Source organism: Rossellomorea sp. LjRoot5, assembly GCF_964253455.1.
Taxonomy (GTDB): domain Bacteria; phylum Bacillota; class Bacilli; order Bacillales; family Bacillaceae_B; genus Rossellomorea.
In genome coordinates this window covers 2904091-2926853 of sequence record NZ_CAXUQN020000001.1, presented here as the reverse complement: position 1 = coordinate 2926853, position 22763 = coordinate 2904091, and the positions used below count along the sequence as shown (strand labels likewise).

The window sequence follows — 22763 nt, the reverse complement described above, 5'->3', positions numbered from 1 at the left end:
CAGTATAAAAATAGTGTATACCGATAAGGTGGAATTATTTATTTTATAGAAAAATAATCGATATTTATCATACACAGACGTTTTAATATTGAAGGATCTTCCTGAAGAGACTATAGTTAACAGTAACTCCTTCCAAAACGTAATGAACGCTATACATAAAGAAAGGGGAGCACTTCATTGAAAATTAGTGATTTTTCCATACGACGACCGGTGTTCACCATTGTCACTATGCTGCTGATCCTTATTCTTGGAGGAGTCTCCCTCCTCAGGATCCCGTTGAAACTCATTCCGGACCTCAATCCACCAGTAGGTGTCGTGGTGACCAATTATCCTGGAGCGGGTCCAGAGGAGGTGGTGGAGAAGGTAACAAAACCACTTGAAGAAAGCCTATCCACCTTACCGGGCATGAAGAACCTTCAATCGACTTCAAGGGAGGGTTCGAACTTTATTCTCCTTGAATTTTCATGGTCCACTTCCATCGATGAGATTGAAAATGATGTCCTGCAACGCCTCGACCAGACTCCACTTCCGGATGGGGCAGAGAATCCAAGGTTTCTCAAATTTGACCCTGCCCAGTTCCCGATCATTCAATTTTCTTTACGGGAAGAAGGGAACGATTCCAATCTCAAGACACTATCCGAGAATTTGAAACAGGAACTGACAAGAGTGGAGGGTGTAGCAAATGTAAATGTTTCAGGTTCATTAACGGACGAAGTGGTCATTGAATTGAATCAAAAAGCGTTGAAAGATAATCGTCTAAGTCAAGGCGATGTGGTCAATACAATCCGCGCTAACAATGTGACCGCTCCCGGAGATACGATCGAGACAGATGGACAAACATTGACCACGAGAGTAGTAAGCAAGCTCCAGTCGGTGGAGGAATTAAAGGGATTGGTCCTTCAAGTGAATCCTCAAACCGAAAAGAAGCTTAAGCTTTCTGATGTAGCGAAAGTTGAACAGAGAAAACAGGATACAAACACAATCACACGCGCAAACGAAGAATCTGCCATCCTGTTCAGTGTGCTGCAACAATCAGATGCTAATACTGCCTCCGTATCGAAAGCGTTTCAAAAGGAGCTGGACCGCCTCTTAAAACAGGATCAATATAAATCAATCAAAGCTGATATCCTGTTCGATCAGGGGGATTACATCGCTCAAGCCATCGGGAATATCGCCAATTCCCTCCTGATAGGGGGAGCTTTTGCCATGCTCGTGCTCTTCTTATTTTTAAAAAATGTAAAAAGTCCCCTTATCATCGGGGTAGCCATTCCTTATTCAGTCATTGTTACGTTTGTTCTTATGTTTTTTGCCGATTTCGCATTGAACATCATGACATTGGGAGCCCTGGCTCTTGGAATTGGGATGTTGGTTGATAATGCGATCGTAGTCATTGAGAATATTTATCGTCATTTATCCCTGGGGAAAAATCCGAGGGAAGCTGCAAGTATCGGGGCAAAAGAAGTGGGGGGAGCCATCACCGCTTCCACCTTGACTACTGTAGCTGTATTTCTGCCGGTTGTTTTTATATCCGGTTTACTGGGAGAATTGTTTACCGAGTTCGCCTTGACGATTTCTTTTAGTTTATTGGCCTCACTTGTGGTGGCATTGACGGTTATACCGATGCTCGCAAGCAGACTGCTGAAGAAACCAAAAGGAAATATCGAAGCGAAGCGGAGACGTTCTAAGAGCAGAAAGACATTTGCCCGGTCGGTTAAATGGGCGCTACGTCACCGTTTCATCGTATTGTTCATCACTCTCATTACATTAGTGGGTGGCGGGCTGGGCCTTACGACGGTAGGGACACAGTTTTTGCCACCAACTGATGAAGGGTTTTTCAACATGAGGGTCGAATTGGATAATGGAGCTTCCGTCGATGAGACCAATAAAGTCGTCAAAGCGATTGAAGGCAGGTTGGAAAAAGAAAAAGATGTCGATGTTTTCGTAAGTCTGGTGGGTACAACCCAGGAAGAATCATTTAGAGGAAGCGGGAAAGGGAATATTGCAGAAGTTTATGTGAAAATGGTACCTCTCGATGAGCGGGAGAGGTCGATTTTCAGCTTTGCGGATGAAGTAAAGTCTGAAGTGGAAAAAGCTGCACAAAAAGTGAATAAATCTGCTGAAGTTTCCTTTAATTTACAGTCAACATCCGGTTCCAGTCCTCAAACCTTGACGTTTAACCTGAGGGATACGGATCAGAATCGTCTGAAGGAGTCCGTCGATTCGTTATTCTCCTCTTTAAAAGGCATGAAAGATGTCACAGAAGTTTCAACAGATCAGATGGAGACTGTGAAAGAAGTCCAAATGAAGGTAAACCGGGAGAAAGCTCTTCAACAAGGAATAGCTCCTGCTCAAATCGGGACGCTCGTTCAAGATGTGACCCGGGGGGTCCTGACTACCCAAATGGTCACAGAGTCTTCTGACGTCATAAATGTTCTCGTTCAATATGACAGGAACATCACTGAAAATCTTGATTCTTTAAAGAAACTTCTCATTCCAAATGGACAAGGGAAGTATATTCAGTTAAACTCCGTCGTCGACTTTTCAATTGCAGATGGACCTGTCAGCATTCAAAGAATTGACCAGCAGCATGCCGTTCAATTCACACTCAACTATTCATCATCAACCAATCTTGGAGCCATTTCGAAGGCGGTAGATGAGAAAATCGAATCACTGGATCTTCCAAACGAGACATTGGTTTCATTCAGTGGGGACAGGGAGCTCCTTGAGGATTCTATTGATGACATGGTCCTGGCCCTTGGGCTTGCCATCGTGCTTGTCTATATGGTCATGGCTGCGCAATTCGAGTCATTTAAATATCCGTTTGTCATTATGTTTACTGTTCCGCTCATGGTAATAGGTGTAGCAATCGCCATGGCCATTACACAGACCCCTATCAGCATATCGGCGATCATTGGAGTGATTGTACTGGCAGGTATCGTCGTAAACAATGCTATTGTCATCGTTGATTATATCAATCAGCTTAAAGAGGCGGGAATGAGCAGCTTTGACAGCATCGTAGAAGCAGTGCAGGACAGGGCAAGACCGATCTTCATGACGGCACTGACGACGATACTCGGCTTATTGCCCCTGGCACTGGGGCTGGGTGAAGGTACCGAAATCAATCAGCCTATGGGTATTGCCGTCATTGGCGGACTGATCAGCTCGACATTACTGACCATTTATGTCATACCGATTGTGTACAGTTTCTTTGATAAAGAGACGAGAAGAATGAAGAAACCAAGAGAAACATACGTATATAAAGAATAGAACACACAACGAGAGTTAACCGGATGCTAAGCAGTCACCTCCTAAAATGATGAGGTACCTTAGTCGTAAGGTTAGCTCTTTTTTTTATCAAAATAATGGTAACAAGCGAGGGAGAGGATCCAAATGGAAAAAGGTATCTATTTTATCACGGGGTTTCCGGGCTTTTTAAGTCATAATATTGTAGAAGAATTACTCAAACAGGAGAAGGTATCGAAGGTATACTTACTTCACCTTCATTCAATGAGGAAGCAGGCGGAAGATGGAATACGAAAACTCAGATTCTTGTCAGATGCAGAGATCATCCTTGTGGAAGGGGACATTACCCGCACGGATCTTGATATGGCAGAAGAGAAAATCATCGAGATTAAGGAGGAAGTGGAATATGTTTGGCACTTAGCAGCCATCTATGATCTCGCAGTCCCTCAGAATCTTGCACAGAAAATAAATGTAGAAGGCACACGACAGGTCAATGATTTCTGTCAAACCTTAGCTCGATTAAAAAGATATGTGTATTTTTCCACTGCTTTTATAGCGGGATCACGTGAAGGTGAACTAATGGAGGATGAATTGATCCACCCGGAGCGTTTTCATAACTTCTATGAAAGGACTAAATATGAAGCAGAGGTCCTGGTGGATAAATTGAAGGACAAACTGCCAATCACGATTATCCGCCCAGGTATCGTGAAAGGGAACTCAGAAACCGGCGAGACCGTGAAGTTCGATGGGCCATATTTTATTATGAATATGTTTAAGCGATTATCTTTCCTTCCGTGGATTCCATTTCTCGGTGAGGGTACCTCTTATATAAATATTGTACCCGTTGAATATGTAGTGGAAGCATCCATTTATCTAGGCCATGAGGAGGTGGGGAGTGGAAAGACGTATCATCTGACCGATCCAGCACCACTGATGGTAAAGGAAGTGTATGAGCAGATTTTATGGCATATGTTAAAAAAGAAACCAATGGGGAGTATTCCGATAACCCTTTCTAATTGGGCACTTGGTTTCCGTTTTATACGACGTTATTTAAAAGTCGAACGGGAAGCATTGGACTATTTTACATACCAAGGTAAATTCAATTGCCAAAATGTGCGAAAAGACCTGAAGGGGACAGCAATTATATGCCCTTCCCTTTCCAGCCAGATCAAAAAAATGGTTGAATTTTATCTTGAACATGCATCTAATGAGCGATTGCACGTGAAGATCGATTAATAGGGGAATGGAAACATTCTAACAAGCAATCATCGTAATAATTGGGAGAGATATGGTGAAAATAAAGGGAGAAGCAACATTAGGAGGAATTTCAAGATGTCATTTTCCCTTACATCATACCTTGACCGACACAAACACAGTCCTTTCCATAAGCCTTTTAAAAGTACCCTATTTCCACACTCCTCCTTTTTTACGGGGTGCATATGAAGTCATCCATTACAAAATTAGAAGGAATCCTGTGGAGCATTGCGCTTCCGGGTTTTCCTCAATTGCTTGTCGGTTTATGGTTTAAGGGAACGTTGTTTGTACTTCTTGAGATCATTATCAATATTCAAAGTAACTTCAATCTGGGGATCATGTACAGTTTTTTAGGCGAAACACATAAAGCAGCTGAGATAATTGATTACCAGTGGCTCATGTTCTATCCGTGTTTATATATGTTTGCCATGTGGGATGCGTATAAAATTGCCGATGCCCAAAAGAAAAACTACAGTTTTTTACCCTTTGTAATGTCTGCTTATATGGTAACGGTTGGTTTGATGTATTCCCCGAAAGTGTATCTGTTTGGAAAATTTATCGGGCCCATTTTCCTTCCGATTTTGTTTGTGATTCCCGGAGTGTTGATGGGACTCTTGGTACGAGCCATCCTGATACGGGTTCAATGAAATTTTTCTCTTTACGAATAAGTGTTTTTGAGATAAAATACATTTATACAAATGAACGTTTTCTACCTGTCAAAGGGGAGTAGCTATAGGTTTCATACCTAAACAAAGTCGTCAATTCATGGTGTATGCCATCGGCTTTGTTGGCATATCCGTATGCTAAGCAAGACCTTTGCCTTATTTAGGCAAGGGTCTTTTTATTTTTATAAAATTCCTTGCCTATTGGAAAACTAACTATGTAAATAGGGAGGGACTAAAGGTATGGATGCTTCGATGTTATTGGAATATGGATGGGTCCTACTGATTTTGGTAGGTCTTGAAGGGATATTAGCTGCTGATAATGCGGTGGTTATGGCCGTAATGGTCAAACATTTACCTGTGGAACAAAGGAAGAAAGCACTTTTTTACGGACTTTTAGGAGCCTTCGTCTTTAGGTTCGTTGCATTATTTCTCATTTCGTTCTTAGTCAATGTGTGGCAGGTTCAGGCCATTGGGGCCATTTATTTATTCTACGTGGCCATTCACCATTTTGTGAAGAAAAGGAAAGACACCGGGGTTGTAGAAGAGGAGCCGGCGAAAGGCTCGGGATTCTGGACTACTGTACTCAAGGTGGAACTTGCGGATATCGCATTTGCGGTTGATTCCATGCTTGCTGCCGTTGCTTTGGCCGTAACGCTTCAACCGACTGGATGGTTTGATGTGGGGGGTATTGACGGAGGGCAATTTATTGTCATGTTCCTAGGCGGCATCATCGGGTTGGTGATCATGAGGTTTGCTGCAACCTGGTTTGTGAAATTATTGGAGAAATACCCTACCTTGGAATCAGCAGCCTTTTTAATTGTTGGCTGGGTTGGTGTGAAACTTGCCGTATTTACCCTTGCTCATCCTGATGTAGCCATCCTGGATCATCACTTCCCAGAATCAAAAGGGTGGAAGCTTGTATTTTGGAGCGTATTGATCCTGCTATCTGTAGGCGGATATTTATTATCAAGAAGAAAAGCAAAACAGGAAGAAGCAGAAATAGAAAGAAAAGCAAAAGCAGAATAATGTCGTTATACAAAGCTAACGTGGAATTTTCCCGTTAGCTTTTTTGATGTTTATGAACGGGAGTTTTGATGGGGGAACCGAGGTAACCGGTGTTTGATCACCTTCTGGTATTCACTTAAACAGATTTCTTGATTTTTTATTTTGCAAAACCCCCTCAAAATGAGTTCTTTTAACGTAACTCCTTTAATAAGGCGATCGATCGGCCAAAATATGAAATTTCGGGGTGATATGAAAAACCCCACCCTATCCTTTTCACTTTTACATTCAACACCATATGAGTATAATAGTGTGCAGGATGGGGTGAGACTGATGCTAAATGTTCTACTATTTCTACTCGCTAAACAAAAGAAAAAGCAATCGCTTGAAGAGATGGCGATCCAAATACAAAATGGTGATGAGCAATTATTGAACATAGTTCTCGAAGATTATAAGCCATTTATTAAAAAAACGGTATCATCGGTCTGCAAACGATTCATCTATGAAAGTGATGATGAATTCAGCATCGGTCTGATTGCCTTTCATGACGCTATTTTAAAGTATAATGATCAACGGGGCTCTTCTGTCATCAGTTTCTCTGAAGTAATCATCAAGCGGAGAGTGATTGATTATATCAGAAAAAATGGGAAGTTTCAGGATGTCAGTTTCGATATGAGCCTCTTTGAAGATGGGGAAGATTCTTCTGGTTTAACGATCGATCAGATTGTATCTGTTGAGGAATTCGGAAAACAGGAGGAAGCCAGAAAGAGACGTGAAGAAATTCTTTATTTCCAGGAACAACTGGTTCAATACAAGTTGTCTTTTCACGATCTGGTTGAACAATCTCCCAAGCATGAAGATGCAAGATTGAATGCCATAGACATCGCCAAAAAGGTAGTGAGTTCCCAAGAACTATTAGATTATCTTATAGAAAAAAGACGATTACCGATAAAAAAATTAGAAAAACAGGTGAACGTCACCAGAAAAACAATTGAGAGAAATAGAAAATATATTATAGCCATTTCTCTTATTCTTATAGGGGATTATGTCTATTTACGGGATTATTTAAAAGGGCGGTTAGAGATATGAAAAAAGGGATCATTATGGAAATCAAACAGGATATCCTGGTTTTGATGACACCGGAAGGAGAATTTCTTACAGGAAGAAAGCAGCCCGATCAACAGTATGCGATAGGCGAAGAGATTCCTTTCTTTCCAGTGAGCTTAAGTACTGCCAAATCCAAGCCGATTTATAAATGGAATTGGAGAGTATCGACTTCCTTGTTAACAGTCCTTGTCGTCATCATTGCCCTGTTCTCAAGTACTGTGCTACAGAACAATAGGGCTTATGCCTATGTTTCAGTCGATATCAATCCCAGTATGGAACTAACATTAAATAAAGATCAGCAGGTATTGAATATCAAGCCATATAATGGTGATGCCAAGGTCCTTTTAAAGGAACTGAGTGACTGGAAAAATGAAAATGTTGGAGAAGTGACGGAGAAAATCTTCCTCTTAAGTGAAAAACTCGGGTACTTAAAGGGTATTCAAAAGGTTTTCATCACTTCTTCCTTCATTGATGATTCCGATCCTAAACGGGAAACCGAATTACTGGACGAATTAAATGAGTTTGTTGAGGATTACGGCACTGATCATTCAACGAATATCATCATGGAAGAAACATCCCGGGAGTTTAGGGAAAAAGCATCAGAAAAAGGGATGACTGCAGGCTCCCTTATTCGTGAAACAGAGCAAAAGGACTTCGACCGAACAACTGAGCCTGTAGAAAAAGAATTGAACAAAGAAGAAAAAGAAGTTCAAGAAAAAGAGAAGCAAAAGAAAGCTATTATAGATGAAAAAGTCAAAGCAGCGAAGCAAAAGGTGAATCCACCAGTAAAAGAGAAGAAACAAAATGCAGAAAAAACTCAAAGACCTCAGAAAAACCCTGACCATCCGCAAAAGCCTCAACCCGAAAAAAAAGGGGAGAGGGGAAAACCTGAGAAATCACAACCTGGGAACTCCTCAAATGGTAATAATGGAAACAGAGGTAATGACAAACCTAATAGAGGGCATGATCATTCTCCACGTAATGATCAAGGGGACCATCGAAACAATGATAAGCATAATGATCAGCAAAATAGAAATGAAGAAAAGAAACATAATCATGAAAACAGAAAAGAAAATAAAAAAGACTAAAAAAATAGGCAAAGGCTCATTCAACTGAATGGGTCTTTGTTATTGAGAACGAAAAAGGGTAGCTGGTACATGCCAGCTACCCCGGTGCCAAGTTATTTAGTTTGTTGTCCGGTTAATTGAGATTGAGCTTGTTTCACAAGACGTTTCGTGATTTCTCCACCAACTGATCCATTAGAGCGGGCAACTGTATCGGATCCAAGCGTCACGCCAAACTCCTGGGCGATTTCATATTTCACTTGATCAAGGTACTGTTCAACACCAGGAACAAGTAATTTATTTGAACTTCTAGCCATAGTCGTTTTCCTCCTTACCAGGATACTTGAAACAATGAATGTTTCAGTAGCTATATTATTTGTATTATCATCATGAACATGAATGGTAATATTTCGCCGAAATTGTATTGTTTGCTTAGAAATAATATGAACCACCACACTTGTTCGTTTAGGAGGCCTATATTAAAGGAAGAATAAACATAAAAAGAAATTATTCATTTTTCCTTTCATTCTTCGGTTTTATTCTTTAAGATAGAAAAGGAAATAACGTTGAAAGGGAATTACACACATGTGGTATAAGCTTAGATTGAATTTAAATAAATTAACTCCTGCACAAGTGATCGTAACGTATTATCTTCTGGCGGTGACGATTGCGACCGTACTACTCAGTCTTCCCATTGCTCATAAATCCGGGGCAGAGTGGAGTTTCCTGGATGCGATCTTTACAGCGGTAAGCGCTGTGAGCGTCACAGGGCTTACCGTTGTGAGCACGGTCGACACATTCAATACAACGGGAATCTTCATTTTAATGTTTGTTCTCCAATTCGGTGGGATTGGAATCATGACACTCGGTACGTTTTTCTGGTTGATTGTAGGAAAGAAGATCGGCTTGAAAGAGCGCCGCCTCATCATGACGGATCAAAACCAGACAAGCCTGGCTGGACTCGTGAGTTTATTAAAACAGATCTTATTACTGATCATCTTCATTGAAATCGTGGGCGCTTTCATTTTAGGTGTCTATTTCATAGGGTATTATCCCACGTGGCAGCAGGCTTTTATCCATGGACTATTTGCATCTGTCAGTGCCACGACGAATGCGGGCTTCGATATTACAGGTCAGTCACTCATTCCTTATGCGAATGACTACTTTGTCCAGTTCATCACCATCATTTTATTGACACTCGGAGCAATTGGATTTCCCGTACTGATTGAGACGAAGGATTATCTAATGAGCAAGAAGAGAAACAAACACCACTTTTCTTTATATTCAAAGATAACTACGGTTACGTTCTTTGGATTAATGTTATTCGGGACATTGGTCATCTTTCTCTTTGAATATAACCGCTTTTTTGATGGTATGGAGTGGCATGAGTCATTTTTCTATTCGTTTTTCCAATCGGCTACGACGAGGAATGGGGGACTTGCCACCATGAATGTGGCTGATTTTTCTACTCCCACCTTATTGGTCATGAGTGCTCTTATGTTCATCGGGGCTTCACCAAGCTCGGTTGGTGGAGGGATCAGGACGACGACATTCGCCCTGAATATTTTATTCTTGTTCCATTTTGCAAAGGGGAATCAAACCATTAAGATATTCAAAAGGGAAATTCATCATCAGGATGTTATCAAATCCCTTGTCGTGACGATGATGGCCATTTTTATCTGTTTCCTATCTGTCATCATCCTCACTTTCACAGAGGACCATTCCATTATGGAGATTGTCTTTGAAGTTGCTTCCGCGTTCGGAACGACAGGATTATCCATGGGAATCACATCTGAACTTTCCTCCATCGGAAAATGCGTCATCATCGTGTTAATGTTTATTGGTCGAGTGGGGATCCTTTCCTTCCTCTTCATGATTGGCGGAAAAGAAAAAACAGCTAAATATCACTATCCTAAAGAACGGGTCATTATTGGGTAATGGGCCCCTTTAAAAGAAGCTAATGAAAGCGAGTGGTGGTTGATTTCCGCTCTAGGTGCCCGCTTTCCGGGGGGCTCGCCTTCCGCCCTAGGAAAGCGAAGTCTTGCACGGAAATCAATAGAGGTGTAACAAGTGATACTAACTAATTTTATGATTGCTCATCTTTAGAGGAAATGGATTTAATTATGTCCAGCCTCTTTTTTTTGTCCTCCGAAAATATTGGCTTATTCAGTTGAGTGAATGCCTATTTTTAGAAGAATGGAAAAGGGGGAGGTGGGGAAAATAAGGTCAAAGGAGATGAGTCATAAATGAAACGTAAAGCACAGTATGATGCGGCTGAGAAAAATAATCAAACACCGCTTAAGAATAAGCAGGAGGCTGAATTTTCTGCTGAATTTTCTCAAGGAGAGGATCCGGCAAAAGGAAAGAATAGAAATTCGTCAAAAGGTAAAAAAGGGAGAGGCTGATGAAAGATAAAAAACAATCTTTCCGTGAAGAATTCGGTCAGGAATTTGGGGATGTTAATGCAGCCAAAATAATGGAAGTGACCCAAAAACAACCAAAGACAGAAGAAAAGAAGAAAAAATGTTAAGCGATTCGCTTAACATTTTTTCTTCTTTATCATTGAACAAGTTGACGGGCAAACTCGAATACGGTTGATTGACCAGTTGAGGGTTCAAAGTAGGCAAGGACGTATTGATCCTGACCTTCTTTTGAACGGATCGTTTCAAGGAGTGTATGCTTATACAACTCTTTTTCATTTAATTTCAGATTGGCAAATGCCTCGCCTGCGATGGTTGGTTGTGCTAAAAGATTTTGATAAATGGCAGATCGCTCTTTTTTCGTTAGCTCATGCGTCCACCACGGTTTTCTTGGTTTGTACTTTTGATTGTCTAAATAGTCGAGTTTCATGAGACCTTCAATGACTGAAATTTGAAAGCTTGTTTCATTGGACAAGAATTCATGCAGTCGTTTGAACAGATCTTCTAACTGATGGCCGATCCGGGACCATCCCCGATTTTCCCAATAGGAACCAAACTGCTGGAAGAAATCAAATGGGGTGTCAAAGCATTCAGTAACCAGGTATTCAATCGTTCGATCCATGCGGTGATCGTTCCAATATTTCTCCAGTACGTCTTCCACTTGTTTGATCCGAACGATATCTTCGAAAGACAATACGTTATTCCCTAAGATTTCATAAGGAGAATGATCCATAAACGTATATTGATGATCATTTGCGCGAATTCTCAGGCCGGTCCCGCGCAGCATCTTAAGAAATCCTAACTGTAACTCTTCTGGTCTCATTTCAAACACATCATTGAACGTTTTACGGAATGAATGGTAATCCTCTTCAGGGAGACCTGCGATCAAATCCAGATGCTGGTCGATTTTTTTACCTTCTTTCACCATTGTGACGGTTCTCGTGAGCTTTTTATAGTTTTGTTTTCTCATGACCAGATCATTTGTTTCATCGTTGGTTGATTGGATGCCTATCTCAAAACGGAATAGCCCCCGTGGAGCATGTTCATTGAGGAATTCAATCACTTCGGGACGCATGATGTCTGCCGTGATTTCAAATTGAAAGACGGTGCCCGGCACGTGCTCGTCAATAAGAAATTGGAACATTTCCATTGCGTAGCTTCGGCTTATATTAAAGGTTCGATCCACAAACTTAATGGTCTTCGCTCCATGTTTCATCAGGAATCGGATATCTTCCTTAACCTTTTCACGATCAAAGTAGCGTACACCAACTTCAATAGAAGAAAGACAGAATTGGCAACGGAATGGACAGCCCCTGCTTGTCTCGATATAGGTCACCCTTTTTCCGAGCTCTTGCAGATCTTCCTGAAAACGGAAAGGGGAAGGAACATCCCTTAAATCAATTTTATTTTGCTGCGGTTTGATGACAGGCTTTCCATCAGCTAAATAAGCCACTCCATGTACCTTCGACCAATCTTTATCACCATCAAGCTGATCCAATAACTGTTTGAAGGATTCCTCACCTTCACCAATGACGATAAAGTCAACGTCTTCAAGGCGCTCCAGCCAATATGGAACATCATATGTCACTTCGGGACCTCCGAGGATGATCGTTACCTCAGGCATGATTTTTCGAAGAATCTGAATGACTTTGATCGTTTCTTCGATATTCCAGATGTAGCAGCTGAATCCGATGATGTCCGGCTTTTTAGAAAATAAGTCGGTAACGATATTAAGCGTTGGATCCTTTATCGTGTACTCAGAGAGCTCAATTTCATGTTCGGGCTCTGCATAGGCCTTTAGACAGCGAATAGCTAAATTCGTGTGAATGTATTTTGCATTTAACGTACTTAAGACGACTTTCTTCATTCATAATCTCCTTTATTCTAAGTCCGTTTGACTCTCAGTCAAATAACTTTCAGTAACCAAATTATTATCTGTGGCAAGTTGTTCGTACAACATAATAAACCAACCTGACTATCATTTTATCTAAGCTTGCGATAAAGCTCAATGTTTGTCTGAAATGAATTTAAATTTATTGTAACTATTAGAAGGAATTTTAGGAAAAGGTGCGAATAATATAAGGTAATATATGTTTTTTGAAAATTGCGTTGAATGGTGATTCGGATGCTCGTATGCTCAACCTAAGCGAATAGTTAATCATGAAAAAGGGACTGACCCGTGAATACAATGGGGTCAGCCCTTTCTAGTGAGGTTTATCTTGTATTCATTTCCCTTTTGGAAAGCAGTTTCTGCAACCTGGTTGATCTAAACTCGATGATAGGTTGTGTGATGCTGGTAAAGAATTTAGTTGAAAATATCATCGTCAGTACAAAAGATACCCCGAGTAACAGTAACAGACTGGTGTTAGGGTCAATCGTATCCTTTAGATGGCTTTCACGGAATAACCGAATGAGAAAACCGTGGAGCAAATAAACATAGAGAGTATTTTCCCCCCATTTGGTGAAAAACTGTCTCTTTGTAGGAACAAATGTAAAAAAGCTGAAAATCATCACGACGTTTAATAAGTAAACAGCTGCCCTGACACCCATGCTGATTACGTTGTTCCATTCAAAATCTCCGTAAGGCTTGGAACCAAGCAACCATTTGTCTGAGAATTCAGGGATAAAATACATCCCCAAAAATACGATTACAAATAATGAACCTGCCACTAAACGGGCTTTACCCGTTTTAAAATATTCGAAGTGATCCTTCTCCATGTAGTACCCCATCAGGAATATTGGAAAGAACACAAATGTTCGGGACAAGCTTAAAAAATTTGAGATTACATCAGCGTATCCTACAAGCAGTCCAAGTGAAAAAGCCACTGTCAAGCCGATTCCAGGTCTGAATTTAAACCACTTAATGAAAACATAAAGCAGTGCGTTCCAGCAAAAAAGGCTGATAAGGAACCACAGTGACCAGTGAGGGTTCAGTGGATTCACCTCGAATGTTGATTTTTGATAAAGAAAATGATAGTAGACCGTATAGATCAATTGAAACAAAATGTAGGGAAGTATCAATTTTTTTGCAAGTTTCTGGATATACCCTTTTTTATAGAATCCTTTCGCGAAGAACCCTGCCACAAGGATGAAGGCCGGCATGTGGAAGGTGTAAATCGTTTTATACAACGAAAGGATAAAGGGGTCGCTTTCGATATAGGAACGTATGACATGCCCAAATACCACTAAAAAGATCAAAATGAATTTGGCATTGTCGAAGTAATAGTTGCGCTGTTTCATATCTTCACCATCTTTTAGAAAAGTTTAATCCTAATTCATTCTTACCCTAGGATACAATGAGCAAAACATGATTTTCACTGTTAATTATCACCAGAAGTGCGGGGAGCTATGCGGATTCTGTAGGATTTAAGCCAATGGTCGTCTTTTAAATTAGTAAGGGGATGAGGAAATGACTAATAGTAGTAAAGTGAAAGAAGAGCAAAAGAAGGAATTATGTCATCCTGTCGATAGGGAGATTTGCTCAGCTTCACCTATGCCGATGTTTGTGATCAATAAAGAGTTGAAAATCGTTTATGCCAACCCCGAAGCATATGAAACCCTGGAAACAAATAATGAGAATGTTGTAGGGAAGCTCTTCAGCTCATTTTTCTCTTCAGTGCCCGCGCCTATAGTGGCCCATTATAAGGAAGTAATGGAAACGGGAAAAACAATGGAAGACGAAACCCTGATGAATGCAAATGAGAAGAAAATCATTCACGTCGAACTTTTGCTGAAAAAATCGACCATTTCACCTAACGCTTATTTATACTTTAAGGATGTAACGGAACTGAAGGAGAAGGAACGGAAAGATCATTTAAATGTACATTTACTATCGAACATTTTCCAGAATGCTTCAGAGGGGATCGTGTTATTTGACATTGAGGGGAATATCAATGATGTGAATCATGCATTCAGTTTGCAAGTGGGGCTTGATAAGGATGAAATCACCAAGAGGAATATCAGCTCCTTCATTCCGAAAAATGCCCATTATAGAGTTGATAAAATCAAAGAATTGATTTCTCAAAATAAAAAAGCCCGTGGTGAAATTCCAATCAAGAAATCACAAAGTATTTCAATCGTGGAATTTACGACAAGTCCGTACGTCCATCATAAGCTCCATATGGCCATTCTTAGAGATGTAACGGAAAAAAGGCAGATGGAGATCCAACTGAAGCGAAATGAAGAATTGTTCAAAGGATTGTTTGAAGAAGCGATTGACGCCATTGTATTATGGGATCAGGACGGAAGGGTACTTAAAGCGAACTCTTCAGCACTGAAAATATTCGAATGCACACTTTCAGAGCTTCTCTCCAAAAAAATCAGGGATTTCGTTTATCCTTTGGAAAGCCAGAAGTTCGATCTGGTCATGGAACAATTATACAGAAGCGGGGCTGTAAGGGATGAGGTGTTGTTTCTCATGCCGAACAATCAGCTGAAACATTTGGAATTCACCTCGAAGCTTCATTCCGTAGATGGTTATAATATGACCATATTCCGTAATGTAAGTGAACGATATCAAATGGAAAAGGAGCTGCGGGAGAGTGAGGAAAGGTTCCGGAAGATATTCGAAGGTTCATTGGATGGATTGCTTCTGACCAATCACAATTATGTCGTTGTTGATGCGAATCCCGAAGTGAGTAACATCATTAAGTTGGATAAAGATCAACTTATTGGTAAAGACGTACGGGAAATATTGAATATTGAGCCGGGTGAAGAAGCTTATGACGATTATCTGCATCAATTGAAGGAGGAAGGTCAGGCGACATTTTTAAAAGCGCTGACATCATCCAGGGACAGAATTCAATACGTTGAATTATCTTCGAAATATAATTTGCTCTCTAACTTGAATTTGACCATCATCCGGGACATTACCGATCAAATTGAGATGCAGGAACAATTAAGAAAATCTGACACATTAAGTGTGGTAGGTGAGCTTGCTGCAGGGATCGCTCATGAGATCAGAAACCCGATGACTGCACTAAAAGGATTCATTCAATTGCTTGAAAACAGCGTCGGGGAAGATCACGAGATGTACTTTAATGTGATCACTTCTGAATTCCAGCGTATCGAGTCAATCATCACGGAGTTTCTCGTATTGGCCAAACCTCAGGCAATCCAATACCAGGAGACGAATTTAATCAGGATCATGAAAGATACGGTTGAATTACTGAGTGCACAGGCTGTCATGCATAATGTTCAGTATGCGGAAAGGTATCAGGAAGACCTTCCTACCATAGTAGCTGAACCCAATCAGTTAAAACAGGTATTCATTAATGTCATTAAGAATGCGATTGAAGTCATGTCGGATGGAGGAGTGATTTCCATCAGCATCGGTGAGACAGAGGACGGGTTGATCCATATCGAGATTAAGGACCAGGGAGGCGGAATCTCAAAGGATAAAATCAAGAAGCTCGGCGAACCTTTTTATACAACAAAAGAAAGAGGGACTGGACTTGGACTTATGGTAAGCTTTAAGATTATTAAAGAACATAAAGGCAGCGTTCAGGTTGAAAGCATTGTTGGACAGGGAACCGTTTTCCATATCTATCTGCCTAAATCATAAAGGAGTCCTGTATAATGACCATTCATGCGATTATAATCGATAGTCCCATTGGGAATTTGAAGCTCATTGCCGATCCCACCCAATTGCTTTCTGTGCAGTTTGTTGAGGAAGAAGCTTACATCGAAACGGATCATCCCATTTTGACTAGAGCAAAGGAACAGATCCAGGAATTTTTTAAAGGTGATAGAAGAGCATTTGATCTTCCTTTGAAAATCGAAGGGACCGCGTTTCAAAAGGAAGTATGGAATATCCTGCAGAAAATACCTTATGGCGAAACCTGGTCGTATCAGGATGTGGCACAAGCCATACAAAGACCGAAAGCGGTTCGAGCTGTGGGACAGGCGAATAAAGCCAACCGTTTTCCCGTCATTATCCCTTGCCATCGTGTCATTGGGAAAAATAAGATGCTCACCGGTTATGCAGGGAAGCAAATTGATAAAAAAGAAACGTTACTATCATTAGAGCGATAATAGGAACGAGACTGGGGCATAAATAAATCCATTTCCTTTAAAGACGAATAATTAAAAATTCGTGGGTCACTAGCTACACCGCTTTTGATTTCCGTGCAAGACTTCGCTTTCCTCGGGCGGAAGGCGAGCCTCCTCGTCACTGTCGTTCCTGCGGGGTCTCACCTATTCCGCTTTTCCCGTAGGAGTCTTCGTCTTGCACTCCAATCAAAAGCTAGATCCGGCTATATATACTGAATGCTTTAGCAATAATAATAAAAGGGTCATTCATCAAGGTTTTTGTTATTCGTACACAGACTATAGTTTTCGAATGTTCGATTATTTTGGGTCTGTCGAAGCAAAATGAGTCATTCACATCAAGTTAGAAAGAGAATTTATATAATTAACGCTTACGATCACTGCAACTAAGAGATAAGAGTTGATGTATGCAATAGGTGAAGCAATTTCGACATTACATTGTTATAGTGAAACCTTACGCTTGGAAGTTGATTGGAGCGGAAGGTGCTCAACTCACGCCCCGCGGAAAGCGAGCACCTGGAGCGGAAATCAACCACTACTTACTACATCCAAAAGTAACAATTACGTATACAGTCAAATGATCAATCCGAACAATTTCGATTTTCAAAAAAGAATTTCGAATGATTGTTCGGATTTTCTTTTGCCTAAATACTTTTGTCACAGCCTCGTTTTTATTTTTTGTGACACAATTATGGGGGGGATTCTGAAAATAATAATTGATAATTCAATCTGTTTAGATTATCATCTAATTAGATATAAGTCGAAAAAGATAGGGGGATTAATGTTGCAATTAAGTAAGCAGATAGCGTTTCATAAGACTATGGGGGACCCGACCCGTATCAAGATTGTTTATTTATTGGCAGAAGAGAGTTTGCATGTGGGAGCCATAGCCGGAAAGCTGGGACTTACTGCGCCAACGATCTCCCACCATTTAACGAAACTGAAAGAGTGCAATCTTGTTTATTCACGGAGAGAGAAGAACACGGTTTACTACTATTTGAATAAAAAAGTATTAAGTCATCACGGGGATGTTCTTCACAGGTTTGCTCAAGAAGAGAAAGGGGAGAGGACGATGTCAGAGAAGTTAGTGAAAGAAAAACAGAAAGTGAAGAATAATTTTCTGGAGAAAAATGGACGGATCAAAAGTATTCCCGCCCAGCAAAAGAAAAAATTATTCATTCTTGAACATCTCGTGGAAGGTCTGAAGGTGGGTGAAAAGTATAAGGAAAAAGAGTTGAATGAGTACATTCTCCAATTTCATGAAGATTTCGCCACCTTGAGGAGAGAGTTCATCATCCACCAGTTCATGTATCGGGAAAACGGCATCTATGAGGTGAATCCGAAAGAAATGTGGGCATCTACTAAACTTTCAGATTAAAAAGAAAGAGGCTGGGACATAACTAAATCCATTTCTTCTAAAGGCGAACAATCATAAATTAGTTAGGATCACTTGATACACCGCTGTTGATTTCCGTGCAAGACTTCGCTTTCCTCGGGCGGAAGGCGAGCCTCCTCGTCACTGTCGTTGAGGCCACTGATAATATACCGATTATTTGATTTGTAAAACAAAAATGAGTTTTAAAGAACACAAAAAGAGTGTATTTGGGGGTTTTTCTCCCATAATACACTCTCATTTTTCTTTCTTTCTTACTTTTTTTCGTTCATTAGTTTTATTATTCGCTTGATATTCACCGCGAAGATGGAGGTGGCTCCTTGGATATGCATACCTAATAGACCCGCGGCGTTGGCTTTATCGTACCCGTGTCTGTTTTTGAGTTCACTATTCTTAGCCTCAATTTTATATCGAGAACGTGAGAGTTCTTTGAACTCTTCGGAATGTTGGAATGTCTCGTGCTCCGAATGTTCCTTTGATTTAATGGTCAGAGAGTAGCTCTTTGTCTTCGCCCCTTCTGTGTAACATCCTTCTCGAATCGGACACTCTTTACATTTCTCAATGTTCCAATAGAATTTTATTCGTGTGTTACGATTCTTGTCTCTTTTTTTTATGTGTCCACTGTTTTTAGACAAGTGTCCCGCGGGACACATATAGCGACCTGCATCTTTGTTATATACGAAACTGTCATCTTTTCTTCTGCCATTTGTTATAAGGGGATGCAGCTTAGAAACGAGCTTAAGTTTTTCTTTATTGGCATAAATGAGATTTTCTTTTCGAGAGTAAGCTTTGTCACCAATGACTGCCTCTATTTCAACTCCATTTTTTTTCGTTTTATCAATTAAGTCAGGAAGATAGTTACCATCCGATTTTTCTCCGGAAGTAATAATAGCCGCTGTGATGATTCTTTCATCCGAAAGGGCAAGATGGGTCTTATATCCATGAAAAGAATGGTCTTCAGATTTGTGTCCGACTCTCGCATCAGGATCCGTTGAAAAATGGGTATTATACTTACTATCTTCAACGGCTTCCTTTAAAACGTTAAGCTTTTCCTTCACGGATGGGACTTTTGCAATTTGTGGAGATCGTTCAACCACAGACACTAACTGTTCGGTGTATGTAAGTTCTTCTTGGTAGCCCCCGTCAACTGGTTTACTAGGGAAACTTTCTTTCATTTTCTCATCATATTGGTAAATCGTCTTACGAAGCTTTTTGGACAATTCTTGTAAGTATTGTGTAGCTGATTTTGAGTTATATCGAGAACTAGTATGAGTGGCGTCTAGGATAATGGATTTTCCTAATAAAAGATTGTGCTCAAGGGCTATTTCTACCGTCTTTCCGATTAGTAAATCAAGTAATTTCATATCCTTAATACGCAGTCTTCGAAATTTAGTAAGAGAACTTGGGTCAATTACAGGCTCCTCAGGAGCGAGATCTAGAAAGTATTTAAATGACAAATCGTATCGAGAGCGTTCGACAACATCGACATCTGATAAGTCATAAAACACTTTCAGTAAGAGGTATTTAAACATTCGAATAGGTGGAATGGCGTTTCTACCATTATCAATACTATAATTTTTTTTAAGTTCATCCAGTATAAAGGAGAAGTCAACGAGTTCTTTCGTTTGTCGCAGTAGGTTATCTTTTGGAACTACGAGGTTGTACAACTCGTAATATGGACTTAAAACTAATTCTTCTTGTTTTGATAACATTGAGAACACCACCTATTCACTAATACTTTAATTATAAAATAAAACAGTCAGACAATCCTCATTTTCATGAAGATTGTCTGACTGAAATTAGACTTTTTCAGTGGCCTCACTGTCGTTCCTGCGGGGTCTCACCTATTCCGCTTTTCCCGTAGGAGTCTTCGTCTTGCACTCCAATCAAAAGCTAGATCCTGCTATATATACTGAATGTGCTTTAGCAATGATAACAAAAGGGTCATTCATCAAGATAGGTGTTATTCGTACACAGACTGTAGTTTTCTCATTTTCGATCATTTGGGGTGTGTCGAAGCAGAATGAATCATTCACATCTGTTTAGAAAGAGTATTTGTATAAGTAACGGTTAAGGTCACTGCCACTAATAGAGTAACATCCAATGAAAAATCCGAACGATTTCGATTTTCAAAAAAGAATTTCGAATGATCGTTCGGATTTTCTTTCAACTAAATACTTTCGTCCCAACCTCTTTCAACATGATTATGATAGGTTCATGGTCAGTTGGATGCTTTCTTGAAAATGAGGATACAGCACGCCCTTTTCTGTGATGATGCCTGTGATCAACTCATGAGAAGTCACATCAAAGGCTGGATTATAAACAGGAACATGTTCGGGTGCGATCATTGAGCCAGCCATCGTCGTGATTTCGTCTGGGCCCCTTTCTTCAATCAGGATATCATCGCCGTTTCTAGAGGTGAGATCGAAAGTCGAAGAAGGGGCAGCCACGTAAAATGGAATATTGTAATGGTGACATAGGATTGAAAGCATGGACGTACCGATTTTGTTCGCGGTATCCCCATTCGCAGAAATCCGGTCTGCACCGACGATCACGGCCTCCACACCTTTTTCTTTTATAGTATGGGCGGCCATGCTGTCAGTAATGAGGGTCACTTCGACACCTGATTGCTGAAGCTCCCATGCAGTAAGTCGTGCGCCCTGAAGGACCGGGCGTGTTTCACAGGCGTATACGTGAAACCCTATTCCCCTTTCCCGGCCTAGGTGAAAGGGAGCAAGTGCCGTTCCATATTTACTCGTTGCAATAGATCCCGCATTACAGATGGTCATAATTTTCCTCTTGTCATCTAATACATCCAATGCGTATTCACCGATCATCCTGCATACTTCCTCATCCTCAGTGTGGATCTGGATGGCAGTATGAAGCAGGTCGGTCTTGGCTTCATTAACGGATTGTGCAAGGGCAAGAACTTGTTCCAACCGATTCAATGCCCAGACCAGGTTGACTGCCGTCGGCCTCGAGTCAGCGAGATATTCTTTATCCCTCCTGAAAAGGTTATTGAATTCTGTCAGATTGTCTGTTTCATAATGGCAAGCAGCATGAGCCAATCCATAGGCAGCTGTGATCCCGATTGCCGGGGCACCTCTCACTTTAAGTGAAACGATGGCTTCGTAATAGTCTGTAATGTTCGTTAGCGTTAGATATTCCACAGTGTTCGGCAGCTTTTGTTGATTAAGAATCAGTAAATGATCTTCATGCCACTCGAGTGAAGTTGGAATGGTTGGTGTATGTGTCATGAGTATCTCCTTTAATTATTCAGAATGTGACCGTACTAAAGTCAAAAGCTCTTCAATGGAAAGAATGTGTTTCCGATTTACAATCAGTTTTTTTCCAAGGTTGAGGCATGCCCGTTTGGCCTTTAATCTTTGTTCTTTATCTTCGATGCTCTCGAGGTCATCCACGTGTGCAAGACCGATCGTCCTTCTGATGCACTCGCATCCTGCAAAACCGATGCTGTCCTGAAAGCTCTTCTCCAATACATACTCAAGGTACCCACTCACCTTTGTGTAAGCGTCGCCACTTTCCTTCCAATGTCTGGAGAACGTAGCAGAGAAGACGTTCCAAGTATTTTCGATATGGTGGAGGACGGGTTCCTTTTCACCTGGACTCGCGATCACTTGGAAAATAAGGTTTGCAATAAACTGACCGATATCGAAACCGATCGGTCCATAAAAAGCAAATTCCGGGTCGATGACTTTTGTGTGTTGGTCATCCACAAAGATACTGCCCGTATGGAGGTCTCCATGAAGCAGGGCTTCCCCTTCTGTTAAGAAACTCTTTTTGAGCTTCGCCACCTCAAGCTTTAAAGTGAAATCATCCCATAATTGTTGCACATCCCCGGATAATTCCTCCTCAAACTCATTCGTTTCACTGTTGAAAAATGGATCCGTGAATACCAGGTCCTCTGTGATTTTGCATAGTTCAGGATTGGAAAATTCCTTCACATACTCCTTTTTCTTAAATGGATGAAGGGCATAATCAGATGTGAAATACAGTGTATTTGCAAGAAATGTACCAATGTCATCAGATAATCGGGGGTACTTATTCCCATTGATCAAGCCGGTACGAGCGATTGTGAGGTTGCTTAAATCCTCCATTACTGTGACGGCGAGGGAGGGATCAGAATGATACACTTCCGGGACGAGGTCTCCTACAAATGAGCGCTGAAGGAGTAGGGCACCCGCTTCAATTCTTGCCCGTTCGATCGTAAGTGGCCAGCTTTCACCTACAACCTTTGCATAGGGTAGGGCCTGTTTGATGATGATTCCTTTATCTGTATCCCTTTCAACTACATGAAAAACCAGATTCAAGTTCCCATCCCCGATTTCTTCACATGTTAAAAGTGAACCATCTTCAAAGATTCCTAAATGTACAGCCATAGCGATGGCCGACTGTTCCGTCAGTGGTTGATACGTATTGAGTTTAGTGATTGCCATTTTCTTTCCTCCTTTAGTGCACCCTTATGAAAGTAGGGGTGTTAGGGAGGCTTTTCCGTGGCATAAGAAAAGCCTCTTTCCATGTTCGAAAGAGGCTTGAAGAGTCATCT

Annotated in this window: 18 protein-coding genes and 1 riboswitch; of the genes, 12 read left to right on the top strand and 6 right to left on the bottom strand. The window is 40.9% G+C overall.

The window, feature by feature from the left end; translation table 11 throughout:
* Positions 1-177: 177 nt before the first annotated feature.
* From ACSQ2E_RS14940 to ACSQ2E_RS14915, 6 genes are all read left to right on the top strand, one after another.
* Positions 178-3267, top strand: coding sequence for an efflux RND transporter permease subunit (locus tag ACSQ2E_RS14940; RefSeq protein ID WP_435991756.1), 3090 nt, complete (start codon positions 178-180; stop codon positions 3265-3267).
* Between the two features lie 123 nt (positions 3268-3390).
* Positions 3391-4479, top strand: coding sequence for an SDR family oxidoreductase (locus ACSQ2E_RS14935; protein WP_435991754.1), 1089 nt, complete (start codon positions 3391-3393; stop codon positions 4477-4479).
* A 203-nt stretch (positions 4480-4682) separates the two neighbouring features.
* Positions 4683-5144 (top strand): hypothetical protein, encoded by a 462-nt coding sequence (locus tag ACSQ2E_RS14930; RefSeq protein ID WP_435991752.1) that lies wholly within the window; start codon positions 4683-4685, stop codon positions 5142-5144.
* A 62-nt stretch (positions 5145-5206) separates the two neighbouring features.
* Positions 5207-5302: riboswitch (yybP-ykoY riboswitch) on the top strand.
* A 100-nt stretch (positions 5303-5402) separates the two neighbouring features.
* Positions 5403-6188, top strand: a complete 786-nt coding sequence (locus ACSQ2E_RS14925; RefSeq protein WP_435991750.1) for a TerC family protein — start codon at positions 5403-5405, stop codon at positions 6186-6188.
* Between the two features lie 309 nt (positions 6189-6497).
* Positions 6498-7253, top strand: coding sequence for an RNA polymerase sigma factor SigI (gene sigI, locus ACSQ2E_RS14920; protein ID WP_435991748.1), 756 nt, complete (start codon positions 6498-6500; stop codon positions 7251-7253).
* Positions 7250-8359, top strand: coding sequence for an anti-sigma factor domain-containing protein (locus ACSQ2E_RS14915; RefSeq protein ID WP_435991746.1), 1110 nt, complete (start codon positions 7250-7252; stop codon positions 8357-8359). Before sigI ends, ACSQ2E_RS14915 begins: the two co-directional genes overlap by 4 nt.
* Before the next feature lie 92 nt (positions 8360-8451).
* On the opposite strand, the gene ACSQ2E_RS14910 is transcribed toward ACSQ2E_RS14915, so the two are convergent.
* Positions 8452-8652 (bottom strand): alpha/beta-type small acid-soluble spore protein, encoded by a 201-nt coding sequence (locus tag ACSQ2E_RS14910; RefSeq protein ID WP_034763616.1) that lies wholly within the window; start codon positions 8650-8652, stop codon positions 8452-8454.
* Positions 8653-8920: 268 nt separating this feature from the next.
* Between ACSQ2E_RS14910 and ACSQ2E_RS14905 the strand changes: the two genes are divergently transcribed.
* The 3 genes from ACSQ2E_RS14905 to ACSQ2E_RS14895 all read left to right on the top strand — a co-directional run bounded on the left by ACSQ2E_RS14905 (position 8921) and on the right by ACSQ2E_RS14895 (position 10865).
* Entirely contained in the window at positions 8921-10273 is a 1353-nt protein-coding gene (locus ACSQ2E_RS14905; protein WP_435991744.1) for a TrkH family potassium uptake protein, read from the top strand.
* 308 nt (positions 10274-10581) lie between these two features.
* Entirely contained in the window at positions 10582-10740 is a 159-nt protein-coding gene (locus ACSQ2E_RS14900) for a hypothetical protein (protein ID WP_435991742.1), read from the top strand.
* Complete coding sequence (locus tag ACSQ2E_RS14895; RefSeq protein ID WP_261751324.1) at positions 10740-10865, top strand: hypothetical protein; 126 nt, start codon at positions 10740-10742, stop codon at positions 10863-10865. The genes ACSQ2E_RS14900 and ACSQ2E_RS14895 overlap by 1 nt, the downstream gene beginning before the upstream one ends.
* A gap of 29 nt (positions 10866-10894) precedes the next feature.
* Here ACSQ2E_RS14895 and ACSQ2E_RS14890 read toward each other — a convergent pair whose 3' ends face one another.
* Together ACSQ2E_RS14890 and ACSQ2E_RS14885 are read right to left on the bottom strand one after the other, a co-directional pair.
* Positions 10895-12622 (bottom strand): B12-binding domain-containing radical SAM protein, encoded by a 1728-nt coding sequence (locus ACSQ2E_RS14890; protein ID WP_435991740.1) that lies wholly within the window; start codon positions 12620-12622, stop codon positions 10895-10897.
* A 347-nt stretch (positions 12623-12969) separates the two neighbouring features.
* Positions 12970-13995, bottom strand: a complete 1026-nt coding sequence (locus tag ACSQ2E_RS14885; protein ID WP_435991738.1) for an acyltransferase family protein — start codon at positions 13993-13995, stop codon at positions 12970-12972.
* Positions 13996-14164: 169 nt separating this feature from the next.
* On the opposite strand from ACSQ2E_RS14885, the gene ACSQ2E_RS14880 reads away from it, so the two are divergent.
* The 3 genes from ACSQ2E_RS14880 (at position 14165) to ACSQ2E_RS14870 (ending at position 18181) form a co-directional block, all read left to right on the top strand.
* Positions 14165-16318, top strand: a complete 2154-nt coding sequence (locus ACSQ2E_RS14880; protein WP_435991736.1) for a PAS domain S-box protein — start codon at positions 14165-14167, stop codon at positions 16316-16318.
* A 14-nt stretch (positions 16319-16332) separates the two neighbouring features.
* The gene (locus ACSQ2E_RS14875; RefSeq protein ID WP_435991734.1) at positions 16333-16788 is read left to right on the top strand and encodes a methylated-DNA--[protein]-cysteine S-methyltransferase; all 456 of its coding nucleotides are present in this window, start codon (positions 16333-16335) and stop codon (positions 16786-16788) included.
* 799 nt (positions 16789-17587) lie between these two features.
* A complete protein-coding gene (locus ACSQ2E_RS14870; protein ID WP_435994560.1) occupies positions 17588-18181 on the top strand; it encodes a metalloregulator ArsR/SmtB family transcription factor in 594 nt (197 codons plus the stop codon).
* Positions 18182-18450: 269 nt separating this feature from the next.
* On the opposite strand, the gene ACSQ2E_RS14865 is transcribed toward ACSQ2E_RS14870, so the two are convergent.
* From ACSQ2E_RS14865 to mtnK, 3 genes are all read right to left on the bottom strand, one after another.
* On the bottom strand, positions 18451-19908 hold the full coding sequence (locus tag ACSQ2E_RS14865) for an IS1182 family transposase (protein WP_435991732.1): 1458 nt from the start codon (positions 19906-19908) through the stop codon (positions 18451-18453).
* Positions 19909-20400: 492 nt separating this feature from the next.
* A complete protein-coding gene (gene mtnA, locus ACSQ2E_RS14860; protein ID WP_435991730.1) occupies positions 20401-21453 on the bottom strand; it encodes an S-methyl-5-thioribose-1-phosphate isomerase in 1053 nt (350 codons plus the stop codon).
* Between the two features lie 15 nt (positions 21454-21468).
* Positions 21469-22653 (bottom strand): S-methyl-5-thioribose kinase, encoded by a 1185-nt coding sequence (gene mtnK / locus ACSQ2E_RS14855; protein ID WP_435991728.1) that lies wholly within the window; start codon positions 22651-22653, stop codon positions 21469-21471.
* Positions 22654-22763: the final 110 nt, after the last annotated feature.